The sequence below is a fragment of the Hymenobacter monticola genome (assembly GCF_022811645.1).
In the GTDB taxonomy this organism is placed as follows: domain Bacteria; phylum Bacteroidota; class Bacteroidia; order Cytophagales; family Hymenobacteraceae; genus Hymenobacter; species Hymenobacter monticola.
The window spans coordinates 3,138,823-3,155,350 of sequence record NZ_CP094534.1 but is presented as its reverse complement, the minus strand read 5'-3'; the positions used below and the strand labels follow the sequence as shown (position 1 = coordinate 3,155,350).

At 65.4% G+C, this 16,528-nt stretch carries 12 protein-coding genes; 5 read left to right on the top strand and 7 right to left on the bottom strand.

Annotated features, from left to right (window positions below; translation table 11 throughout):
* The first annotated feature begins 43 nt into the window (after window positions 1–43).
* Window positions 44–1,156 (top strand): glycosyltransferase, encoded by a 1,113-nt coding sequence (locus MTP16_RS13195; protein ID WP_243509399.1) that lies wholly within the window; start codon window positions 44–46, stop codon window positions 1,154–1,156.
* 92 nt (window positions 1,157–1,248) lie between these two features.
* Here the strand turns inward: MTP16_RS13195 and MTP16_RS13190 are convergent, their stop codons facing one another.
* The gene (locus tag MTP16_RS13190) at window positions 1,249–2,682 is read right to left on the bottom strand and encodes a T9SS type A sorting domain-containing protein (protein ID WP_243509396.1); all 1,434 of its coding nucleotides are present in this window, start codon (window positions 2,680–2,682) and stop codon (window positions 1,249–1,251) included.
* 42 nt (window positions 2,683–2,724) lie between these two features.
* The gene (locus MTP16_RS13185; RefSeq protein ID WP_243509393.1) at window positions 2,725–4,584 is read right to left on the bottom strand and encodes a beta strand repeat-containing protein; all 1,860 of its coding nucleotides are present in this window, start codon (window positions 4,582–4,584) and stop codon (window positions 2,725–2,727) included.
* A gap of 208 nt (window positions 4,585–4,792) precedes the next feature.
* On the opposite strand from MTP16_RS13185, the gene MTP16_RS13180 reads away from it, so the two are divergent.
* Window positions 4,793–5,446, top strand: a complete 654-nt coding sequence (locus tag MTP16_RS13180; RefSeq protein ID WP_243509390.1) for a LuxR C-terminal-related transcriptional regulator — start codon at window positions 4,793–4,795, stop codon at window positions 5,444–5,446.
* Between the two features lie 22 nt (window positions 5,447–5,468).
* Here MTP16_RS13180 and MTP16_RS13175 read toward each other — a convergent pair whose 3' ends face one another.
* Together MTP16_RS13175 and MTP16_RS13170 are read right to left on the bottom strand one after the other, a co-directional pair.
* A complete protein-coding gene (locus MTP16_RS13175) occupies window positions 5,469–8,471 on the bottom strand; it encodes a histidine kinase (protein ID WP_243509386.1) in 3,003 nt (1,000 codons plus the stop codon).
* Between the two features lie 368 nt (window positions 8,472–8,839).
* A complete protein-coding gene (locus MTP16_RS13170) occupies window positions 8,840–9,613 on the bottom strand; it encodes a hypothetical protein (RefSeq protein WP_243509383.1) in 774 nt (257 codons plus the stop codon).
* A gap of 232 nt (window positions 9,614–9,845) precedes the next feature.
* Between MTP16_RS13170 and MTP16_RS13165 the strand changes: the two genes are divergently transcribed.
* Together MTP16_RS13165 and miaA are read left to right on the top strand one after the other, a co-directional pair.
* A complete protein-coding gene (locus MTP16_RS13165; RefSeq protein WP_243509380.1) occupies window positions 9,846–11,519 on the top strand; it encodes an amidase in 1,674 nt (557 codons plus the stop codon).
* Between the two features lie 183 nt (window positions 11,520–11,702).
* A complete protein-coding gene (miaA, locus tag MTP16_RS13160) occupies window positions 11,703–12,629 on the top strand; it encodes a tRNA (adenosine(37)-N6)-dimethylallyltransferase MiaA (protein WP_243509375.1) in 927 nt (308 codons plus the stop codon).
* A gap of 122 nt (window positions 12,630–12,751) precedes the next feature.
* On the opposite strand, the gene pfkA is transcribed toward miaA, so the two are convergent.
* Complete coding sequence (gene pfkA / locus MTP16_RS13155; protein WP_243509371.1) at window positions 12,752–13,723, bottom strand: 6-phosphofructokinase; 972 nt, start codon at window positions 13,721–13,723, stop codon at window positions 12,752–12,754.
* A 233-nt stretch (window positions 13,724–13,956) separates the two neighbouring features.
* Here pfkA and MTP16_RS13150 point away from each other — a divergent pair, with 233 nt between their 5' ends.
* Window positions 13,957–14,415, top strand: a complete 459-nt coding sequence (locus tag MTP16_RS13150) for a tellurite resistance TerB family protein (protein ID WP_243509368.1) — start codon at window positions 13,957–13,959, stop codon at window positions 14,413–14,415.
* A 193-nt stretch (window positions 14,416–14,608) separates the two neighbouring features.
* Here MTP16_RS13150 and MTP16_RS13145 read toward each other — a convergent pair whose 3' ends face one another.
* A complete protein-coding gene (locus MTP16_RS13145; RefSeq protein ID WP_243520055.1) occupies window positions 14,609–15,805 on the bottom strand; it encodes an aspartate aminotransferase family protein in 1,197 nt (398 codons plus the stop codon).
* Window positions 15,806–16,021: 216 nt separating this feature from the next.
* On the bottom strand, window positions 16,022–16,516 hold the full coding sequence (locus MTP16_RS13140; protein ID WP_243509365.1) for a hypothetical protein: 495 nt from the start codon (window positions 16,514–16,516) through the stop codon (window positions 16,022–16,024).
* Window positions 16,517–16,528 lie beyond the last annotated feature (12 nt).

The window sequence follows — 16,528 nt, the reverse complement described above, 5'->3', positions numbered from 1 at the left end:
GCAGTGTCCGCATTGCCTTTTGCCGCTTCCCTCCGCCCTTCGCTTGCTCTTCGCCGTCACCACCGACCTGTGCTTCGACCAGCGGATGCAGCGCATATGCGGCAGCCTGGCCGCGGCCGGCTACCAAGTGCAGCTGGTGGGCTGGGAGCGGCCCACCTCACCCCCGCTCACCCCGCAGCCCTACCAACAGCACCGCCTGCGCGGTTGGTTTCAGAAGGGCAAGCTGTTTTATGTGGAGTATAACCTGCGGCTCTTCTTTTACCTGCTAAGCCAGCGCGCCGCCGCCTGGTGCGCCTGCGACCTCGACACGGCCCTGCCCGTGTGGCTGCGCGCCCGCCTGGGCGGCCAGCCCTTGGTGTATGATGCCCACGAGCTGTTTACCGAAGTCCCCGAGGTGGTGGCCCGCCCGGCGGTGCAGCGCGTGTGGCGCTGGGTGGAGGGTTTCATCGTGCCGCGCGCCCGGCTGGCTTACACCGTGGGCCCGGCCCTGGCCCGGCTGTTTGAGGGGCGCTACGGCCGGCCCTTCGGCGTGGTGCGCAACGTGAGCCGCCTGCGCGACGGGGAAACGCTGCCGCCCGCGACAAGTTCTGCTCCGCCCGGCGGCTACATTCTCTACCAGGGCGCGCTGAACGTGGGCCGCGGCCTGGAGCAACTGCTCGACGCTATGCCGCAGGTGGCGGGCCGGCTGGTGATTTGCGGCGAGGGCGACCTATCGGCCGACCTAAGGGCACAAGCCGAACGGCTGGGGTTGCTGGCCTCGGGGCAGGTGGAGTTTCGCGGCTTTGTGCTGCCCGAGGCGCTGCGTGAGGTGACGCGCCACGCCGCCGTGGGCATCATGCTACTCGAAAACGTGGGCCTTAGCTACTATTATTCGTTGGCCAACAAGTTCTTCGATTACGTGCACGCCGGCATCCCGCAGGTGCTCATCGACTTCCCCGAATACCGCACCCTCAATGACGAGTTCGACGTGGCCGAGCTGGTTTCTGATTTGGCGCCCACTACCTTGGCCCGCGCCCTCAACCGCCTGCTGCGCGACGAGCCCGCCCGCTACCAGTACCTGGCCGCCAACTGCCGCCTTGCTGCACCCCGGCTCAGCTGGCAGCACGAGGAGCAGGAGCTGCGGCGGCTGTGGGGTAGTATCAGCTCCATTTCCTAAATAAAGCCGCCCGCTGGTTTTCATTAGCCGATGAAAACCAGTGGGCGGCGGGGTTGTGAAGACCGGAGCGTTTGCTTACAGGCCTGGTGCGCTTATTCTACCACCAAGCGCTGAGCCTGGGCGCCGCTGCGCACCACGTACACGCCGGTGGCCAGCCCGGTGGGCAGCACCAGCTGGGCCACGCCGGCGGCATCAGCCGTGGCGATGGCAACGCGGCGGCCCACCGCATCGAAGACTTCCACCGCGGCGCCGGTAAGCAGGCCGTCGGCGGTGAGTTTGGACCGGGCGGGGTTGGGATACAGGGAGAATAGCGTGTTTGGCGACACCTCGAACGCCACGGAGCGCACGGGCGAGTAAGTGACCACGCCATCGGTATCTTCCTGGCGGAGGCGGTAGTAGAGTTGCTTGGCACCGGCGGGCAGCTGGCCATCCAGCAGCGCATAGGTGTGCGCCGTGGTGCTGGTGCCCGCGCCCGCCATCTTGCCGATGGCAGCAAACGCCCGGCCATCGAGGCTACGCTCGACGGTGAAACCGGCGTTGTTCAGCTCCGAGGCGGTGGCCCAGCGCAGGCGCACCGCGGCCGGGCCTTCGGCCAGGGCCGTGAAATCAACCAGGGTCACGGGCAGGGGCTCGGCTGCAATGCTTACCGTGAAGAAGGAAAAGCCGGCCGTAGCCGGCACGGTACCCGTGACGCTACGAGTGGCGGCTGCGTTCTGCGAAGCGCTGATGCGCGCCCAGCCCGACCCCGCCACCGGCGCGGCGGTGCGGGCCCACACCTGGCTGTTACTCAGGTTACTGAGGCCGTTGTCGTTGGCCGCCAGCCAGGTGAGTTGTACCGCGGCGTCGGTGAGCGGGGCCGAGGTGCGCCAGATTTGGTCGATGCCCGCGTTGGTACCGGCGGCGTTGGTGCCGTAGCTGAGCTGGGCGGTGTTGAGGCCGGCGGTGCGGGTCACGGTCAGGTTGGTGAGGGCCGCGGCGGGGGTAATGGCAAGCCCGTTGGGGAAAGCAGTGACGGCCCCCGCCGGCACAGAAGCTTTTGCGGCGGCCAGGTTGCCGGCCACGTAGCGGGTGCTGGTTTCGCCGGTGAGCGTGGCCCCGTTCAGCAGCCGCAGCGTCGAGGAAGCATCGGTGGTGAGCATGCCGCTGGTGAGGGTGAGGGCCCCGGCCACGTCGGCGTTGCTGCTGGCGGGCAGGGCCACGCCGCCGCTGGTGTTGTTCACCGTGAGGTTGGCCAGCCCGGCCCCTTTTAGGTCGAGCTGCTGGGCGGCGGTTCCGTTGAGGGTAACGGTGCTGGCGGTGCCCGGCGTGAGGGTGGCGCCGCTGCCGTTCAGCAGGTTATCGCCCACGTAGAGTTGGTTGGCGCCGCTGCTCAGGTCGAGCGTGCCGCTGGCGTTGTTGAGCGTGCCGCGGGTGGAGAGGATGGCTCCGCCGGTGAGCGTCAGCGTGGCGCCGTTGTTGGTCAGGTCCTGGGCCAAGGCGGCGCGGGCGCCGCCGAGCAGCAGCGCAAGCAGGAGAGAGTGTTTCATGGGAATATCCATCAGGAGCTAAATTTCCAGGCAGGCCACCGCCTAAATGCCGGTGCGGATGATAACCCAGTTCGTGCCGTCGGAGATGGCCGTGACGACCTTGGACGAGCCCGTGGTGTTCATGTCGAAGGTGTTGCCAGCGCTGACGGTATTCGTGCCGTCGATGATGGGGCTGTTGCTGGAGAGCCTGGCCACGGTGCTGCCGCTGGTGTTGCGCAGGTAGTAGATGCGCCCGGTGCAGGAGCCGGCACCAGGCAGGAGGTAGTGCTGGTTGCTGGCGCTGCTGGGCGCCAGGCCATAATAGCTGCCACCAATGGCCGTCTGGCTGGACGGGCCCTGGTCCAGGCCGTTGGCGCCGATGCCGGGGCTGCCACCGCCGCCGTAGCCCGTCTGCACGCCCACGGCAAAGGTGCCGTTTACCTGCAGGCTGCTGTTGGGCGCCGACGTGCCGATGCCCACGCTGACGGCGTTGTTGCTGCCTTTCGCGGCGCCGATAACCAGCGAGTTGTTCTGGGTGACGGTGGCGTCGGCGCCGATGGCGTAGGCATCGTAGAGGCCGGCGCTGGCGTTGGAGCTGCTGCCCAGCAGGATGTTGTTGGTGTTGGTGGTCAGCCCGTTCCCAGCGCTGCCCCCCACCACAACGTTGCTGCTGCCGGTAATGGTCGTGCCGCTATTATAGGCCGCCTGGGTGCCGATGAATACGTTGTTGGTACCGGTGGTCAGGCGGTTGCCGGCAAAGGCGCCCAGCAGGGTATTGTCGCTGCCGGTCGTGCTCTGCCCCGCCCCGGAGCCGATGAAGGTGGCGTTGCCGCCGTTGAAGTCCTGCCCCGTCCTGGCCCCCACGAGGGTATTGTTCTGGCCGGTGGTCATGGCGGTGCCGGCGTTGAAGCCCAGCATCACCGACAAGGAGGCGGGCGAATTATTACCCAGCGTCACCCGGCCGTTGCTGTACACCCGGAAGGCTTCCGTGTTGTTGCGCTTGAAAATCAGGTCTTCGTTGTTGATGCTGCCCAAGAATTGGTTGCCGTCCAGCGTGTTGCCGGTCAGGCTCCAGCCGGGGGTGCTGGCGGCAATGGTGGCCCAGGTGTTATCACCGCGCAGGTAGGTGCTGGCGCTGGGGGTGCCAGTGGCGGCCAGCTTCGGAATAGTCACCGCGTCGTCGGCCAGTTTGGTGCTGGTCACGGCCACGTCGGCCAGCTTAATGGTCGTCACGGCTCCGTCGGCCAACTTGGCGGTGGTCACGGCCGCAGAAGCCAGCTTGAGGGCGCTGACGGCCCCATCGGCCAGCTTAGTATTGGTCACCGCCTCGTCGTCCAGCTTAGCAGTGTTCACGGCGGCGTCGGCCAGCTTAGCAGTAGTCACGGCCGCGGAAGCCAGCTTGGCGGCCGTTATGGCGCCGGTGCCCACGCTAGGGTTGGGGTAAGTACCGGCCAGGTCGCCACCGGCCGTGCCGCTAGGGGTCCCTCCGCCGACAGCGGACCAGGTATTATCGCCGCGCAGGAAGGTGCTGGCGCTGGGCGTGCCGGTAGCGGCCAGCTTGGCAATGGTCACGGCGTCGTCGGCCAGCTTGGTGGTGCCGATGGCCCCGGTGGCCACCGTGGGGTTGGGGTAGGTGCCGGTAAGGTCGCCGCCGGCCGCGCCGCTGGGCCCGGCGCTTGGGTTCAGGTACACCCAGGCGGCGGGGTTGCCTGCATAGTACCAGAAGCCGGTCTGGGTACCGCCGCTGGCCGTACCGTCGGTTTGGTACACCATCAGGCCCTGCGGCGGGCTAGCAATGGCCGTGCGCTGGGCCGCCGTCAGGCGCGGAACCAACAGCCCTTTATCGGTGGCCGAGATTTCGAGCGCAGCCTTGGAATTGGGCGTGGGCGTGCCGATGCCCACGTTCTGAGCCTGGGCAGCCATAGGCAGTGCAGCGGCCGCAGCAGCCAGTAAGGGTAAATGAAGCTTCATATGGGGCGTTTGGATGAAAGTGCGTGAGAAATAAAAGCTTGAATTCTAGCTGCGAAATTCCGCTAGTGCCCCATGAGCACAAAAACCGGCTTGTACCCTAAACAGGGTACACCCACCCGCCCCTGAAACCCGCCGCAGGCCCGCACCTTTGCCCTTGCTTATGCCCACGTCCGTTTCCCACTTTCCCATCCGCCTGGCCATTGTTGAAGACGATGCCCGCGTGCGCGAGCTGCTGCGCGAGTACCTCTGCCACCAGCCCGAGTTCACCTGCCCCATCGTGGTCGATTCCATTGAGGCACTCTGGGCCGAGCTGGACCTGAGCCTCGCGCCCCGCGTCATGCTGCTCGACGTGAGCCTGCCCGGCCAAACCGGCATCCAGGCCCTGCCCGCCCTTAAAAAACGCCTGCCCGATACCGACATCATCCTGCAAACCATGCACGACGACCCCGAGCGCATTTTCCAGGCGCTGCGGGCCGGGGCCACGGGCTACGTCATCAAAAACGCCACCAGCCTGCCCCAGTACAAGCAGGCCATCCTCGATGTGCTCAACGGCGGGGCGGCCCTCTCCCCTTCCGTGGCCCGCAAGGCGCTGCAACACTTTCAGCCCCAGCCCAGCCAGCAGCCCGGCCTGCTCTCCGCCCGCGAACAAGAAGTGCTGCAAGCCCTAACCGAGGGCCTGAGCGAAAAGCAAGTAGCCGCCCGCCTCAGCCTCTCGCCCGACACGGTGCACACCTACGTCAAGCGCCTCTACGAGAAGCTCCGCGTCAACTCCCGCAGCGAGCTGCTCAGCCGCGCCGCCAAGGGCGATTTGTAAGTATTCCCATCGATGCCCTCAGCTAGGGCAGCTGGCGCAGGCGCACCTGCCAGCCGCCCGCCACGGGGCCAGCCATGAGTTCGGCGCGGAGCAGGGCGGCCCGGTGGCGCATGTTACGCAGGCCCTGCCCGGCGCGGGCCGCCCCGGTGGCCACACCGCCCCGGCTGGTCACGGTCAGCTCCAGCAGCGGCGTGTAGCCCAGGCGCACCTCCACGGGCGAGCCGGGCGCGGCGTATTTCAAGGCGTTGTTCACGGCTTCTTTGAAAATAAGGTAGGTGTGCTGGCGCACGGCGGGCGGCAGCGGCTGCCCCGGCTCGGCGGGCAGCTCCGCATCGTCGAACAGCAGCGCGCGGCCGGTGGCGCGGGCGGTAGCGTCGAGGTGGTCGCGCATGCGGTCGACCAGCGCCCCCAGCGTATCGGCTCCGGTGTCCACGCTCCAGATGATGTCGCGCACGGTGCTGGCGGCGGCGCGGCTGTCTTCCACCAGCGTGGTGAGGCGGGCGGGCGGGCCTTGCTGCAGCTCGCGCAGCAGCTCGGCCTGCATCGTGACGCGGGTGAGCAGCGAGCCCACCTCGTCGTGCAAATCGGCGGCCAAGCGGGCGCGCAGGGCATTTTCGCGGCGCAGTTGGCGCAAGCGGCCCCGCTGCCAGGCATACACGGCGGCACTGGCGGCCAAGGCGGCCAGCACCCAGGTGAGGGGGCGGTTCCACCAAGGGGTGCTCACCGTCAGGGGCAGGCGCAGCACGTTGGCGGCGGGCACGCCCTGGCTGGTTTCGGCGCGCACCTCCACCGTGTACTGGCCCGGCGGCAGGCCCTGAAGGCGCAGTTGGGGCGTGGTGCCCAGGCCCAGCCAGCGGTCGGCCAGCCAGCCCCGCACGCGGTAGGCGTAGCGGGCGCGGCGGGCGTCGGGGCTGTTGGCCAGGGCCAGGTGCAGGTCGATAATGGGCTGCTCGGGCGCCATGTGCAAAGCTGGGAGCGCATCGCTGGCCAGCAGGTAGCGGGTGCGGCTGGCTTCGGCCGAGGCGCTGAGGGCCGTGAGCGCCGTGAGCACCAGACGGGGCCGGACGGCCGGCGGCACGGGCACTTCGCCAGGCACAATGCGGTGCAGCCCCGCCACCCCGCCCAGCAGCAGGGAACCGTCGCGCGGGTCTGCATAGGCCGCGCTGCTGTTAAACTCATCCGACACCAATCCCTGCGCGGTGGTGTATACCGACAGTTGCCCGGTGGCGGGCTGGTAACGCACCAACCCCTGATAAGTGCCCAGCCACAGCATGCCCCCTGGCCCTGGCAAGATGCTGGCAATAGAGGGGCTGGGCAACCCCTGACTAGGCGTGAGGGCCTCTCGAATGTGGCCATCGGCCTCTACCACCGCTAATCCGTGGGTGCGCGTGCCCACCCACAGCCGGCCATCGGGGGCCAGGTAGAGGCAGCGGGCCCCCTCTACCGCGGCGCGGCGCGGCTCGGGGGCGGCGGGCCCGTACACTTCCCGTGCCCCGGTAGCCGGCATGAGGCGCTCCACGCCCTCGGGCGTGGCCAGCCACAGGTGCCCGCGCGCATCGGGCCGCACGTCTTCGATGACGCGGCCGGCCAGCGGCGTGCTGCCCGCACGGCCCGGCACCTCATAGGGGCGGTAGGCTGGGGCCGCCGGGTCGTAGTAATAAAGCCCTTGCTGGGTGCCCGCCCACACGCGCCCGCTGGCGCTGTCGAGCACCAGCGTGCGCAGGCCGATGTCGGTGGCCGACTGGCCGGCCACGGGCAGCTTCAGAAACCGGCCGGTGCGGGGGTTGAAGCGCAGGAAAGGAAACGCGCCCGCCGCCAGCCAGTCGCCGCCCGGGCCGCGGGCGCCGGGCAGTACCGCCAGCAGCACGGGCGCGTTGCCGGTGGGCAAAGTGGCCGCCGCCCAGCGCCGCAGCGGGGCCAGCGGCGAATCGGGCGCCTGGGTGAGCAAGCCGGTTTCGTAGCTGCTCACCAGCAGGTGGCCGTCGGGCAGGCGCACGCTGGCGCGCACGCTGTAGGGCTGCCCGCCCGGCCCGGCCAGCGCCCGAATGAACACCGGCGCGGCCTCGCGCTGCCAGCACCCGCGCGTGCCCGTATCGAACACCCACCAGTGGCCGGCGTGGTCGGCCCAGAGGCGGCCACTCCAGTTGGCGGTGGGCCAGGGTGGCAAAGGCAGGGCAAAGCGCATGCGGGGGCGCGGGTTGGGGCCGGGCGTCCAGCCCAATTGGCGCACCAGCTCCCGGCTCAGCAAGGTGGGGCCGCTGGCAGTGGGCAGCACCTCCACGGGCTGCTCGGTGCCGGGCTGCTCCCAGCGCAACACTTCCGTGAGGCGCCCACCGGGGCCGAGCCGGTAAGCCGCCCGGTCGCTGAGCAGCCAGGGGCGCCCGGCGGGGTCGAGGGCGGGGCGCAGGGCACGGCCGGTGTGCGCCCAAGCGCCCAGCACCTGCCCGGTGGCGGCCAGGTGACGGGTGCCGTCGCCGTTGAGCCACAGGCTGCCATCGGGGGCGGGCACCACGCTGCTGAGGCCCGGCAGGCTGGGCAGCACCGGGCCGGTGGCCTGCCCGGCCAGCGTGTAGGCCTGGAGCGCCGCGTCGCCCTGGCTTACCCACACCCGGCGGCCGCCGGCTGCCAGGGCCAGGGTCGGCACCTTCTGGTTGTCGCTGGCGGGCGCGGGCAGTGGCAGCCGCCGCAGCGTGCCCGTGGATGAAAAGTGGTAAAGGCCATTGTCGGTACCCAGCCAGAGGCTGCCATCGGGCGTGGCCAGCAGGGCGTTGCAGGGCACGGGGGGCAAGGCAGGGCCGCCACGCCGCAGGGCGTTGAGGGGCACGGCCTGGGTGCCGTCGAAGCGGTACACGCCGTCGTCGGTGCCGGCCCAGAGCAGGCCGGCGGGCGTTTGGGTCAGGCTGCGCAGCATGAGGCGGCCCAGCGCCGGCTCGGGCTGCCAGCCGGCGGCCGCCGGCGCCTGGGCCGGGGCCAGGGCCGGCCACAGCAACGCCAGCATTCCTACTAGTAAGCGCCACCATTTCATTGCGGCAAAGTACGGCCAGGAAAAGGACGTCGGATTTATAGCAATGGCAACATCATGTTGAATTAATATTACTTGCCTGCTTGCTACCAGCATCAGACTGCTAACTGCCGCGCCGCAGCTTAGCTGGCAGCACGAGGGGCAGGAACTGCGGCGGCTGTGGGGCGGGGTGGTGCCGGTGGGCGGATATCAAAAGGAATAGATTGGCGGCGTTCTGAGCAAATGACCTCGAAGTATCGGCAGCGGCTTAGGACCTCATTGATGCCTGATGTTTCCCTAAAGTTCAAATGGTAAACCCGTTAGTCAAAATTCAACCTAGCAGCAGAGGTGCTTTGGAAAGAAGATTTAGAATTGTCGCAAAGTGGGCATTACTAGGGCTGCGGCGGCTGAGCAGGCGACCTAGTCACCCCAAAAGGCAGCGTTTGCTCGACTACCGGGCTCACCTCACCCGTGACATAGTCCCCCATTGGGGAAGGAAGCAGCACACGCAATTGCCCTTGGTCGTCAGCTGGGCTTAGGGTGAGGGAGCGCACGTTGTTCCAAAAGGCTTTGTCAAGCGCTACTGCTGTGGGGGAAAAAGGACCCACGCCAACGGCCTGTAGTGGGTATTCGAGCCGGATATCCCCCACATAATAATCGAACCCCCAGTACGCTTTGTACAAGCCATTCGTGTAATAGCTCTTGGGCTCCGCATACCCTTTCCACGTCCAGTTGGACGCCTCGAATTCTTCCGACCTTACCTGGACAGTGAAGGGATACTGCTGATAGAGCGGCTTCCCAAGACCTCCTGCCACCCAGAAACCATAGGCGACTACGGGCGCTAGTAGCCCCCCTACCACGGCATGGGCCCGCAACAGCCAGCGCCCCCTCCCTTCCGGCACGTATGTGCCCGCGACCACCCCACTGCCAACTGCCAGCCACGCAAAGGTCGGCAGCAAGTCGTTCGTTAAAGACACCCGCGGCGCGCCATACGCGAGGACAGCCAAACAGACGGGTGCCGTGGTCAGTCCATACAGCCAGCGCAGGGCTTGTCTGCGGCGCGTGGTCTGCGCCCCCGCGTGGCGGCGTGTGCCGAACAGGCGGCGTCCACCGACAATCAGCAGGCAGTAGCCAATAACTATTAGTGGAAAGAAGGCCATGCTCATACGACAGGCAAACTAAATGCACGATGACCGAGAGCAGAGCGTCCGCTAGGGTTAAAGTAGAACGGTAGTAGAACCCCAACTTAAACACCTATCGCAAGAGCACAGGTACCTCGTGGCGTAGCCGCACCTTGAGCCTCCAGCTACATACCTTCGTCTAGCCCTTTAGCCTTTGGCAAGCTACCACACATTTTTGCGATAGAAATTTCCCAGACAGGTTATCCATTCTTTGCTTTTGAAAACACCGCTCCCCACCCTGCTCCTCGGCACAGCCTGCTTCGCGGCCGGCGCCCTGGTGGCCCGCCCCACGGCGCCCGACGAAATCACGGTGCCCCTGCTGCGTGCCGCCCAGCAACTCATGGGCCTAAGCTTCACCGATGCCCAGCTCGACTCGACGCGCGGCAACCTGAGCGGCTACCGCGCCAACTACGAGGCCCTGCGCAAGCTCGAAATGCCCAATAGCTTGGCTCCGGCCGTGGTGTTCGACCCGCGCCCGCTGCGGCTGCGGCTGGCGCAGGTGAGCGGCGGAGGCAGCGCCGGCCGCCTGCCCGACACGGGCAAAGTGAAGCTGCCCGCCAACCGCGACGACCTCGCCTTCTACACCGTGCGCCAGTTGGGCGAGTTGCTGCGCACCAAGCAGATTTCGTCGGAAGAGTTGACAACTTTCTTCCTCGCCCGCCTCAAGAAATACAACCCCAAGCTGCACTGTGTCATCACCTTCACCGAGGACCTGGCCCACCAGCAGGCCCGGCAGGCTGACGCCGAAATAAAGGCCGGCAAGTACCGCGGGCCGCTGCACGGCATTCCGTTTGGGGTAAAGGACTTGTTCAGCGCCAAAGGCTATAAAACTACCTGGGGCGCGGTGCCCTACAAGGAGCAGGTGCTGGACGAAGACGCCGCCGTGGTGCAGCGCCTGCGCGAGGCTGGGGCCGTGCTATGTGCCAAGCTCACGCTGGGCGAGCTGGCGCAGGGCGACGTATGGTTTGGCGAGAAGACCCGCACGCCCTGGGACGTGACCAAAGGTTCCAGCGGCTCCTCGGCCGGGTCGGCTTCGGCGGTAGCGGCGGGGTTGCTGCCGTTTGCCATCGGCACCGAAACACTGGGCTCCATCCTCAGCCCGAGCACGGCTTGCGGCGTCACGGGCCTACGCCCCACCTACGGCCGCGTGAGCCGCGCCGGCGCCATGGCCCTGAGCTGGACCATGGACAAGGCCGGTCCCCTGGCCCGCTCGGCCGAGGACTGCGCCCTGGTGCTGGCCGCCCTCACCGCCGCCGGCTCCGACGCCCGCGACCCCGCCACCCTGCTGGCTCCCAACCGCTTCGAGTACGCCTTCGGCACCAGCCCGAAAAAGCTGCGCGTGGGCTACATCAAAAAGGCCTTTGACCAGGACTACCCTACCAAAGCCAACGACCAGGCCGTGCTCGACGTGCTACGCCAGCTGGGCGTGGAGCTGGTGCCGCTGGAGATGCCCGCGCTGTCGGGCAATATCATGCGCTTTGTGCTCACGGCCGAGGGCGCGGCGGCGTTCGACGACCTCACCCGCTCGGGCCGCGACGGCCAGATGGTGCTGCAAAACCGCTTCGCCTGGCCCAACACCTTCCGCTCCTCGCGCTTCGTGCCGGCCGTTGAATACATTCAGGCCCAGCGCGCCCGCAGCCTGCTCATCGAGCAGATGGACGAAAAGCTGAAAGGCTTCGACTGCTACATTACGCCTACCTTCAGCGCCACGCTCGTCACTACCAATCTCACCGGCCACCCGGCCATCGCCTTGCCCAACGGCTTCACCGCCGCGGGCCTGCCCACCACCATCACCTTCGTGGGTCAGCTGTACGAGGAAGGCAAGCTCCTGGCCCTGGCCAAGGCTTACCAAGATGCCACGGCGTTTGACGAGAAACACCCGGCTTTGTAGTTTGTCGTGGCGGGGGCGTCTGTCATTGCGAGTACAGCGAAGCAACCCGTCCTGTCTGAGCCCGCCACGTCCTCTCACCCGAAAGCCCCGGCACTGCACAGCGCCGAGGCTTTTTGCTTTTAATTTTGTGGCAATAAGAAGTTGGTCGCTGAGAACAGGACGGATTGCTTCGCTACGCTCGCAATGAAAGAAAACGCCCTCCCCCCCGCCATCCTCGCCCAACTCTCCCCCTCCGCCACCGACCCGCGGCCCGTGCTGCTCACCATTGCCGGCCCCACGGCCGTGGGCAAAACGGCCCTGTGCGTGCAGCTGGCCCAGCAGTTTGGCACCGAAATCGTATCGGCCGACTCGCGCCAGTTCTTCCGGGAGCTGAGCATTGGCACGGCCAAGCCCACGCCCGAGGAGATGCAGGGCGTGCCGCACCATTTCATCAACAGCCACAGCATCAGCGAGGACTACAGTGCCGGCCGCTTCGCCACCGACGCGCTGGCCGTGCTGGCAAACCTGTTCCAGAGGCACCCGCTGGTCATTCTCACCGGCGGCTCGGGCCTTTACGTGCAGGCCGTGACCGATGGGTTGGACGAACTGCCCAGTGTGCCGCCCGAAGTGCGGGCCCAGCTTCATGCCGAACTGGCGGCCCACGGCCTGCCCCATTTGGTAGCCGAGTTGGCCGAAACCGACCCCGTAGCCCACGCCCGCATCGACCAGCAAAACCACCAGCGCGTGGTGCGCGCTTTGGAAATCACCCGCGCCACCGGCCGGCCGTTCTCCAGCTTTCATAGCGACGGCCCGCCGCCCGAAAACCCGCTCTTCCGCAACGTGAAAGTGGCCCTTACCCGCCCACGCGAGGAACTCTACCAGCGCATCAACCTGCGCGTGGAGCACATGCTGGCTGCCGGTCTGCTGGAGGAAGTCCGCGCCGTCCTCCCCTACCGTCACCACCACGCCCTGCAAACCGTGGGCTACCAGGAGATTTTTGGGTTTTTAGATGGCGAATACGACTGGGCCGAGGCCGTGCGCCTGCTTCAGCGCAACACCCGCCGCTACGCCAAACGCCAACTCACCTGGCTGCGGAGGGACACGGCTTACCAATGGGTGGAACTGGGTTGATTGATATCAAAACGTCATGCAGAGCGCAGCGAAGCATCTTTACTGCAATGGTAATTATTTACTTCTGCGGTAAAGATGCTTCGCTGCGCTCTGCATGACGTTCTTTTAATTCTAAGGCACCCCTATACGCTCAAAATCTCTACCATCCGCATGAAGCTCTGGTTGATGAGCTTCTTCTTGTTGATGGTATCAACGAACGGGGTATACACCAGCTTTTTATCAATGATGCCGGCCATTACGTTGCGCATGCCGTTCATGAGGCCTTCCACGGCGGCGATGCCGATTTGGGAGCCCAGCAGACGGTCGGCAGCCGTGGGCGAGCCGCCGCGCTGAATGTGGCCGATGACCGTGACGCGGGTGTCAAGCTGCGGAATGGCTTCTTTCACGCGGGCCGCCACCTGCGTGGCGTTGCCCTCCTCGTCACCCTCGGCCACGATGACGATGAACGAGGTTTTGGAGCGTTTCCAGCCGGCCTGCAGGGTGTCCACCACCACGTCGGTGCTCATCTGGGTTTCGGGAATCATCACGATTTCGGCCCCGCCCCCGATGGCGCACGGAATGGCGATGTAGCCCGAGTCGCGGCCCATTACCTCCACAAAGAAGCACCGGTCGTGCGAGTCCGCCGTGTCCCGGATTTTGTCGATGCAGTCCAGCGCCGTGTTCACGGCCGTGTCGTAGCCAATGGTGTAGTCGGTGCCGTAGAGGTCGTTGTCGATGGTGCCCGGCGCGCCCACCGTGGGGATGCCGAACTCTTCCTCAAAGATGGTGGCGCCCGTGAAGGTGCCGTTGCCGCCAATGGCCACCAGGCCCTCAATGCCGTGGTTCACCAGCTGGTCGAAGGCCTGCTGGCGGCCTTCCTTGGTCATGAACTTCAGGCTGCGGGCCGATTTAAGAATGGTGCCGCCCTTCTGCACCGTGTTGGAAACCGAAGCGGAGTCGAGCCGCACAAATTCACCCTTAATCATGCCGCTGTAGCCGCGCATGATGCCGTATACCTCGATGCCGTGATAGGTGGCCGTGCGCACCACCGCCCGGATGGCGGCGTTCATGCCCGGCGAATCGCCGCCGCTGGTAAATACTGCTATTCTTTTCATCTACTGAACCTTAAATCAAGCGGGCGCACCACTGGCGCCCAAACCCCGCAAAGTTGGCGAAACGATTGCAAACACCCAGCAGTAAGCTGAAGATTGTTGAAAATGGCCGCGTTATCTTTTTTTCAACATTTCGCGTAATCAGATGCAAAACCGGTTGTTTTTTCGAGTACCTTACCCCTACAATCGGCCGAAAAGCCGTTAAATCATCTCCCACCTCTTAATTCCCACGTTTTATGTTCGGTTTCTTCGAAAATGAGCAGGCAAAAAAAATCAAGGGCCACCTGCTGAACCTTGCGGCCCTGGCCAAAGCCGACGGCCACATCGACGCCCGGGAAATGAACTTCATCCTAGCTGTGGGCAAGAAAAACGGCCTGAGCCAATCGGAGGTACAAGCCCTGGTTTCGGGCGCCAAGGGCATGAGCAGCGACCTTCCCACCAACGATTCCGAGCGTTTCGACCAGATTTTTGACCTCGTGGACATGATGCTGGCCGACGGCGTGGTCGACGAGACCGAGATGGAATTCTGCATCATGATGGCCGAGAAGCTGGGTTTCCGCAAAGCCATTGTGGGTGTATTAGTGCGCAAAATCTCCCAGGGCGTCAAAGACGGCCTCCCCCGCGAACGCATTAAGGAAGAAAGCACTTCCTTTCTGAACTACAACGAATTGCCCCGGCCTACGGTTACTCTGTAGGCTTATGGCATAAGCTTATTCATCGGTCAATGCCGGCCCGTCGCTCCTGTTTCCACAGGCTTGCGGCGGGCCGGCTTGCGTAACAGCCCGCTAGAACGAGTACCCCGAAGCTCCTGCTTCGGCCCGGGCGAACGACTCTGACGCGGGCCGAAGCAGGAGCTTCGGGGTACTCGTTCTAGCGGCTCATCGGCCCCTACGCCACGCCGGTGACGTGCGAAATGGCCCGCAACAGCGCCGCGCAGGCTTCGTCAATCTGCTCATTGGTGATGATAAGCGGAGGAGCCAGCCGCAGCGAGTTGTCGCAGAACAGAAACCAATCGGTGAGGATGCCTTCGTGCGCCAGCGCGTGGTCGATGATGGGCTTGAGCACCTCGAACGACTCAAACTCCACCGCCATCAGCAGCCCAGCGCCGCGCACCGCGCGAATGGCCGGGTGCCGTAGCTGCGCCCGAAACCGCGCCGCTTTTTCGGCCACGCCCTCGGCCAAGTGCTCTTCCTGAATGACTTGCAGCGTGGCCAGGGCCGCCGCGCAGCTCACCGGGTGCCCGCCAAAGGTGGTGCAGTGCCCCAGGATGGGGTTGGTTTTGAAGCCCGACATGATTTCGGTGCTCGAAATAAACGCCCCGATGGGCATGCCGCCCCCCATGCCCTTGGCGCACACCAAGATGTCGGGCTCGATGCCGAACTGCTCGAAGGCCCACATGCTGCCGGTGCGACCGTAGCCGCACTGGATTTCATCGAGGATGAGCAGGGCGCCTACCTCGGTGCAGCGGGCGCGCAGGGCGGGCAGGTACTCGGGGGCGGGCACGCGCACGCCGGCCTCGCCCTGCACAGTCTCGATGATGACGGCGGCCGTGCGCTCCGTGATGTGCGCGAGGTCGGCCAACTCGTTGTGGCGGATGTGGCGCACGTCGGGCAGCAGCGGGCGGAAGCTGTTCTTGAAGCCCTCGGAACCCGTGATGGACAGCGCCCCGTGCGTGGAACCGTGGTAGGCATTGAGGCAGGAAATGAGCTCGGTGCGGCCGGTGTGGCGCTTGGCCAGCTTCAGCGCGCCCTCGATGGCCTCGGCGCCGGAGTTGGTGAAATACACCGAATCCAAATGCACGGGCAGGGTTTTATGAATGGCCTCGGCCAACTGGGCGGGCACGGCCTGCACCAGTTCGCCGTACACCATCAGGTGCAGGTACTTGTCGAGCTGGGCCTGGATACCGGCCAGCACGCGCGGGTGGCGGTGGCCCACGTTGCTCACCCCGATGCCCGAAATAAGGTCGAGGTAGCGGCGGCCGTCGGGGCCGTACATGTAGATGCCTTCGGCCCGCTCAATTTCCAGCAGCAGCGGAAAATCAGAGGTTTGGGCTTGGTGGCGCAGAAATAATTGGCGGGGCGTCAGGACCACGGATTCGCTCGGATTTTACGGATTAATCGGATTTTGTGCATAGTCGTTTGTTATCCTTCTTCTCTGCTTTAATCGAATAATGCTCAGGATGACAAACGGCGCTTGTTGTCTCCATTGAAACCGACAACAACCCATTTCGATTATTTCGCAAAAATAACGAGGCCGCTGCGGGGGCAGCGGCCTCGGGCATAGCTCAGAAAGAAAAGGATGTTAATCGTTGCCTGAAGCGGGCGCGGTACCGCCCGCCCCGGCCACGCGCTTGATGACTTCCTTGGTGAAGTCGCGCTCGGCCTGAAACAGCTGGGCCACCTGGCGCATGGAAATCACCTTTTGGAATTTATCGAAGTAATCCTTCTCCAGGTTCAGCTCCTGCTGGCGCATGGCGAAGGACTGGGTGAGATTGTCGCGGATTTGCTGGTCGGTCATACCCTCGGTCACGTCGCGGCGCAGCATACGGCCGCTGCGGTTGATTTCGCGGCGTTTGGCGGAAAACTCGTTGTAGAGCGGCCAGAATTTCTGGGCCTGGTCCTGGGTGAGGGAAACGCGGTTGGTGATGAAGGCGATTTTGGCATTTTCGAGCTGGCCGAGGCGTTGGCCGGGCCGGCGGCCGCCCGGGCCGGGGCCCTCCTGCGCGTGCGCAGCGGGGGCAGCCATCAGCAAGACGGCCAGGCTGGTTAATCGAAAAACGGATGCGATAGAAAGCATATTCAGGAAATG

Bases quoted from the DNA above. Each gene is read 5' to 3' on its own strand.
- MTP16_RS13175 (WP_243509386.1), bottom strand. From the start codon at position 8,471: ATGAAATGGTGGCGCTTACTAGTAGGAATGCTGGCGTTGCTGTGGCCG.
- MTP16_RS13150 (WP_243509368.1), top strand. From the start codon at position 13,957: ATGTTCGGTTTCTTCGAAAATGAGCAGGCAAAAAAAATCAAGGGCCAC.
- MTP16_RS13185 (WP_243509393.1), bottom strand. From the start codon at position 4,584: ATGGCTGCCCAGGCTCAGAACGTGGGCATCGGCACGCCCACGCCCAAT.
- MTP16_RS13190 (WP_243509396.1), bottom strand. From the start codon at position 2,682: ATGAAACACTCTCTCCTGCTTGCGCTGCTGCTCGGCGGCGCCCGCGCC.
- MTP16_RS13140 (WP_243509365.1), bottom strand. From the start codon at position 16,516: ATGCTTTCTATCGCATCCGTTTTTCGATTAACCAGCCTGGCCGTCTTG.
- MTP16_RS13180 (WP_243509390.1), top strand. From the start codon at position 4,793: ATGCCCACGTCCGTTTCCCACTTTCCCATCCGCCTGGCCATTGTTGAA.
- MTP16_RS13170 (WP_243509383.1), bottom strand. From the start codon at position 9,613: ATGAGCATGGCCTTCTTTCCACTAATAGTTATTGGCTACTGCCTGCTG.
- miaA (WP_243509375.1), top strand. From the start codon at position 11,703: ATGAAAGAAAACGCCCTCCCCCCCGCCATCCTCGCCCAACTCTCCCCC.
- pfkA (WP_243509371.1), bottom strand. From the start codon at position 13,723: ATGAAAAGAATAGCAGTATTTACCAGCGGCGGCGATTCGCCGGGCATG.